Source organism: Actinomycetospora sp. (assembly GCF_055612215.1).
Genome location: NZ_JBVPVA010000161.1, coordinates 1 through 5908 on the forward strand (window position 1 = coordinate 1; position 5908 = coordinate 5908).

A 5908-nucleotide genomic window follows, 5' to 3' on the forward strand; every position below is an offset into this window, starting at 1 on the left:
ACCGTCTCCTCGAGGTTGCCCCCGGAGCCGGTGTACTTGCCGGTGTTGACGTCGACCACGGTCATGGCCTCGGTGCGGTCGATCACCAGCGTGCCGCCCGAGGGCAGCCACACCTTGCGGTCGAGCGCCTTCACCAGCTGCTCGTCGATCCGGTAGGCACTGAACACGTCCTCGGGTCCGGTGTGGCGGGAGAGCCGCGGCACCAGCTCCGGCGCGACGTGGGAGATGTAGCCCTCGAGGGTCTCCCAGGCCTGCTCGCCGGAGATCACCAGCGAGGAGAAGTCCTCGTTGAACATGTCGCGCACGACCCGGATGAGCAGGTCGGGCTCCTCGTGCACCAGCGTCGGGGCCTTGCTGCCCGACCCCTTGCCGGATCCCTTGCCCTTGCCGCCGCCGCCCTCGGCCGCCTCGCGCCCGGTGCGCTCGATGACCTCCCACTGGGCGGCCAGCCGGCGCACGTCCTGCTCGAGCTCGGCCTCCTCGATGCCCTCGGCGGCGGTGCGGATGATGACACCGGCCTCGGACGGGACGATCCGCTTGAGGATCTCCTTGAGGCGCTTGCGCTCCTGCTCGGGCAGCTTGCGGCTGATGCCGGTGGCGCCGCCGCCGGGCACGTAGACCAGGAAGCGGCCGGGCAGGCTGATCTGGGTCGTCAGGCGCGCGCCCTTGTGGCCCACCGGGTCCTTGGTGACCTGGACCAGCACGCTGTCGCCGGAGGAGAGCGCGTGCTCGATCTTGCGCTGCTTGCCGTCGAGCCCGGCGGCGTCCCAGTTGACCTCGCCGGCGTAGAGCACGGCGTTGCGGCCGCGCCCGATGTCGACGAAGGCCGCCTCCATCGAGGGCAGCACGTTCTGGACGCGGCCGAGGTAGACGTTGCCGACCATCGAGTTCTGGCCGCTGCCGGCGACGAAGTGCTCGACGAGCACCCCGTCCTCGAGCACGCCGATCTGGTTCCGGTCGGCCTGCTGGCGCACGACCATCGTCCGCTCGACGGCCTCGCGGCGCGCCAGGAACTCCGACTCGGAGAGGATCGCCGGACGACGGCGGCCCTGCTCGCGCCCGTCCCGGCGGCGCTGCCGCTTGGCCTCGAGGCGCGTGGAGCCCTTGACGCCCTTGACCTCGTCGTCGCTGGAGCGCTTCCGGGCCTCGGCCTCGGTCTTCTCGCGGACGTGGGTGACGGTGTTCGGCGGGTCGTCGGGCGTCGAGCCGTCGCCGGAGTCCTCGGAGCTCCGGCGGCGGCGACGGCGCCGCCGGCGCGAGGACCCGGAGGAGGTCGAGTCGTCCGAGGAGTCGTCGGAGTCGTCGTCGCCCGAGTCGTCCCCCTCGTCGTCCGACGACTGGTCGTCGGAGCCGGTGGTGTCGGCGGCGGGCGCGTCGGTGGAGTCCTCGTCGGAGTCGGGCGAGTCGTCGCCGGACTCGTCGTCGGGTCCGCCACGGCCGCGTCCGCGGCCCCGGCGCCCGCGGCGACGGCGCTTGCGGCCGCCGTCGTCGTCGTCGGCGTCGCCCTGCGCCTCGGGCCCGGAGCCGGTGTCGTCCGACTCCTCGGCGTCCGGGGTGTCCTGGGTCTCGACCACGGGCGGGGCCGCCGCCGCGGGAGTCGCCGTCTCGGTCGCCTCGTCCGGTGTCACGACCCCGGTGGAGCGACTGCTCCGCCGGCGACGGCGGGTGGTGCCCTCCGCCTCGGGCGTCGCGACGTCCGGGGCGAGGAAGAGCGCGGCGGGGGCGGCGGGCGCACCGCCGATCGCCCCGGTGACCTGCCCGGACCCGTCGTCCCCGGCGGGCTCGGCGTCGTCGGTCGGCGCGGGGGTGACCGGGTCGCTAGAGGACGGAGCCGGCGCCTCGGGGGCCGCAACGGCCGCGACGGTCTCCGCCGGGAACAGCTCGTCGACGACCCGGGACACCGTGGTCCGGTCGACGCTGGACTGGGCGCTGCGTGCCGCGACGTCGAGCCGCGCGAGCACGGCCAGCACCTCGCGGCTCGACGACCCGACCAGCCGGGCGAGCGCGTGCACCCGCAGCTTGTCGGGCAGGGACGCCAGGGCCGCGTCGTCGGGGCGGCCCGTCGGTGAGGCAGGGGGCTGAGCCTCGTTCTCGGTCATGCAACTCCTTCGGCCCCCGGGCGCGACCCTCACGGTCGCGGCCACACGAGGGCATCGCGTGGTCTCGCCGAACGGTCTCCGGCTTCGGGTGCCGACGACCGCCGAATCTCAGCGCCCGGACTCGCACGGCGGCGACCCATCGGGCCCCGCGCCGTCCTCAGTCCGAGCGATCCTCGCCGGCGTGCCACCCGGGGACGGATGCGCGACCGGTCGTCGCGCGGTCCTCCTCGAGCGGGTCGAGCAACGCTCCGCTCGCGCCGAGCCGGCCCTGCGCCGTCCGCGTCGCGGTGACGGGGACGGGCGGCTCCAACCCGGCGACGGTGCGCAGCGCGCTCACCACGTCGTCGGGTCGTACGGCCGGCGTGGTGTGCCGTACGACCACCGACAGTGTCCCACACACCGACGGGGCCGCACGGGTACGGCGGTCGGTGACCTCTCCCGTGGCGCGCCGGGCGGCGTCATCCTGCGGTCGGCGGCCGTCCCCCGGCTCGTCATCTGGCGATCCTGCATCGTTCGGGTGACGCTCGTCGAGCGCGCCCGTGACGCCGTCTGCGCCCTCGACGGCGAGCCGCACCAGCGCCGCGCGGACGTCGAGGGTGCGCAGCCCGTTCTTGGTCATCCGCTCGACCTCGACGACCGGGGTGGCCTCGAGGACGGCGACCGCCTCCGCCAACCGGTCCGGCTCCACCCCGGGCATCGTGATCTTCCAGACGGAGCCGTCGATCCGGTCCGCCAGCGATCCGGGTCCGGCGCGCACCACCTCGAGAACCGAGATCCCCTCGGGCAGCACCGCGTCGACCTCCCGGGCCAGTGCCGCGGGCTCGAGGTCCTCGGTCAGCCCGATCTCGACGAACTCCGCCTCGCTGGCCGCCCCGGTGGGCGCGGCCCCGAGCCAGGAGAGCCGGGGGTGCGGGCTGAAGCCGTGCGAGAGCGACACCGGCACCCCGGCCCGGCGGAGCGCCCACTCCATCGCCCGGGCCACGTCGCGGTGTGAGCTGAACCGGGCGCGGCCCCGCTTGGCGAAGCGCATCCGCACCTTCGCGACGGTCGGCGCCGACGGGTGCGCGGCCGCCCCGCCGCGGCTCACGGGCCGGTCCCGTCGGCTGCGTCGGATCCCGACGACGCCAGGGCCGGGTTGCGGACCGGCGTCGACCGCCGGGTCTCGACGGGGGTCAGCGGCAGCATCCGCCCCGTCGCGGCCATCTCGGCCCCCGTCGGGCCCATCTGGATCTCGGTGCCCATCTGCGGGCAGACGCCGCAGTCGAAGCACGGCGTCCAGCGGCAGTCGTCCTGCTCCCGCGAGTCGAGCGCGTCCTGCCAGTCGTCCCACAGCCAGCCGCGGTCGAGGCCGGAGTCGAGGTGGTCCCAGGGCAGGACCTCGTCCCCGTCGCGCTCGCGGGTCGTGAACCAGGCGAGGTCCACGCCCTCCGGGGCGAGCTCGCGCGCCGCCGCGGCCTCCCACCGCTCGAAGGAGAAGTACTCGCTCCAGCCGTCGAAGTGCCCGCCGTCGCGCCAGACCGCCTCGATCACGGCGCCGACGCGCCGGTCGCCGCGCGAGAGCAGTCCCTCGATCAGCGACGGCTGGCCGTCGTGGTAGCGCAGCCCGATGTTGCGCCCGAGGGAGCGGTCCGAGTTGATCGCCTCGCGCAGCTTCCGCAGCCGGTTGTCGACGACCTCCGGCGCGGCCTGCGCAGCCCACTGGAACGGCGTGTGGGGCTTGGGGACGAAGGCGCCGATCGACACCGTGGTCCGCACGTCGCCCCGGCCGGCGGCGCGGCGCCCGGCCCGGATGACCTCGTGGGCCATCGTCGCGATCTGCAGCACGTCCTCGTCGGTCTCGGTCGGCAGCCCGCACATGAAGTAGAGCTTCACCTGCCGCCAGCCGTGCTCGTAGGCGGTCGACACGGTCCGGATGAGCTCCTCCTCGGAGACCATCTTGTTGATCACGCGCCGCAGCCGCTCGGAGCCGCCCTCCGGGGCGAACGTCAGCCCCGATCGGCGCCCCGAGCGGGTCAGCTCCTCGGCGAGGTCGACGTTGAAGGCGTCCACCCGCGTCGAGGGCAGCGAGAGCCCGGTGCCGGTGCCCTCGTACCGGTCGGCCAGGCCCTTCGCGATCTCGCCGATCTCGGAGTGGTCGGCCGAGCTCAGCGAGAGCAGCCCGACCTCGGAGTAGCCCGAGGCGGCCAGTCCCTGCTCGACCATCTCGCTCACGCCGCGCTTCGAGCGCTCGCGGACCGGCCGGGTGATCATCCCGGCCTGGCAGAAGCGGCAGCCGCGCGTGCACCCCCGGAAGATCTCCACGCTCATCCGCTCGTGGACGGTCTCAGCCAGCGGGACGAGCGGGGCCTTCGGGTACGGCCAGTCGTCCAGGTCGGACGTCGTCCGCTTGTGGACGCGGGCGGGGGCGGCGTCCGTCGTCGGGCGCACCTCGGTGATCGCGCCGTCCTCGCCGTAGGCGACCTCGTAGAGCGCCGGCACGTAGACCCCGGGCACCCGGGCGAGCCGCTCGAGCGTCGCCCGCCGGTCCAGGCCCTCGGCCTTCGCGGCCTGGACGACCTCGGTGATCTCCCCGACGACCTGCTCGCCGTCCCCGAGCGCCACCAGGTCGACGAACCGTGCGATCGGTTCCGGGTTGAACGCCGCGTGCCCGCCCGCGAGCACCAGCGGGTGCTCGGCGGTGCGCTCCTCGGCGTGCAGCGGGACACCGGCCAGGTCGAGGATCTCGAGCAGGTTGGTGTAGCCGAGCTCGGTCGCGAACGAGACGCCCAGGACGTCGAACGCGGCCACCGGACGGTGGGCGTCCACGGTGAACTGCGGGACGCCGTGCTCGCGCATCAGCTCCGCGAGGTCCGGCCACACCGCGTAGGTGCGCTCGGCGAGGGCGTCGGGCCGCTCGTTGAGGACCTCGTAGAGGATCATGAGGCCCTGGTTGGGCAGGCCCACCTCGTAGGCGTCCGGGTAGCAGAGCGCCCAGTGGACCTGCGCGTCCTCCCAGGGCGTCACCGTCGCGTTGCGCTCGCCCCCTACGTACTGCACGGGCTTGCGGACGCGCGGCAGCAACGGCTCGAGGCGGTCCCAGACCGACTCGGGCGCGCCGCCGCGGGTGATGGCTTCGACGGACATGCGGCCCAGGGTAGGCCTCAGCCGAACCAGAGCTTGATCTCGCGCTCGGCCGACTCCGAGGAGTCCGAGCCGTGCACGATGTTCGACCCGGTCTCCAGCGCGAGGTCCCCGCGCAGCGACCCCGGGGCGGCCTTCTCGACGGGGTCGGTGCCGCCCGCGATCTGGCGGAACGCCGCGATCGCCCGGGGGCCCTCGACGACCATGGCCACCACGTGACCCGAGGTGATGAACTCGATCAGCTCGCCGAAGAAGGGACGTTCGGCGTGCTCGGCGTAGTGCTGCTCGGCCAGCGAGCGCTCCACGGTCTTGAGCTCCAGCGACGCCAGACGCAGACCCTTGGCCTCGATGCGCCGGATCACCTCGCCCACCAGGCCGCGCTGCACGCCGTCGGGCTTCACCAGCACCAGGGTGCGCTCGTCGGACACGGCACTCCTCACTCCTCGGACGACACGGATCAGGCGGGGACGAGCCTACTGAGACCGCCGTCGCACTCCCCGTCCGGGCCCGGCGGCCGCGGCAGCCGCCACGGCGACCGGCCCCCCACCCGCGGCACGGGATCCCACCGGTCCCCGGCCCGCTCGAGTTCCCGCACGACGACGTCGAGCGGCGCGGGCCGCGTCCGGGTCCCCCACTGCTCCGCCACGTCGGCCCGCACCTCGAGCACCTCCCACCCCACCGCCGCGGCC

The 5908-nt window shown here is 74.4% G+C and carries 5 protein-coding genes; all 5 read right to left on the reverse strand.

Annotated features, from left to right (window positions below; all coding sequences use genetic code 11):
• The coding region (locus AC0CYZ_RS04550) for a translation initiation factor IF-2 N-terminal domain-containing protein (protein ID WP_472212767.1) at positions 1-2099 on the reverse strand (2099 nt) is incomplete at its 3' end.
• Between the two features lie 157 nt (positions 2100-2256).
• Positions 2257-3186 carry a TIGR03936 family radical SAM-associated protein gene (locus tag AC0CYZ_RS04555; RefSeq protein ID WP_472212769.1) on the reverse strand — a complete coding sequence of 310 codons (930 nt, stop codon included), beginning with the start codon at positions 3184-3186 and terminating at the stop codon, positions 2257-2259.
• Positions 3183-5222, reverse strand: a complete 2040-nt coding sequence (locus AC0CYZ_RS04560; protein ID WP_472212771.1) for a TIGR03960 family B12-binding radical SAM protein — start codon at positions 5220-5222, stop codon at positions 3183-3185. Before AC0CYZ_RS04560 ends, AC0CYZ_RS04555 begins: the two co-directional genes overlap by 4 nt.
• Positions 5223-5239: 17 nt before the next feature.
• The gene (gene ndk / locus AC0CYZ_RS04565; RefSeq protein ID WP_472212773.1) at positions 5240-5647 is read right to left on the reverse strand and encodes a nucleoside-diphosphate kinase; all 408 of its coding nucleotides are present in this window, start codon (positions 5645-5647) and stop codon (positions 5240-5242) included.
• A gap of 29 nt (positions 5648-5676) precedes the next feature.
• The coding region (locus AC0CYZ_RS04570; RefSeq protein WP_472212775.1) for a hypothetical protein at positions 5677-5908 on the reverse strand (232 nt) is incomplete at its 5' end.

Excerpts from the sequence above, each read along its gene's own strand:
- AC0CYZ_RS04560 (WP_472212771.1), bottom strand. The coding sequence starts at position 5,222 with ATGTCCGTCGAAGCCATCACCCGCGGCGGCGCGCCCGAGTCGGTCTGG.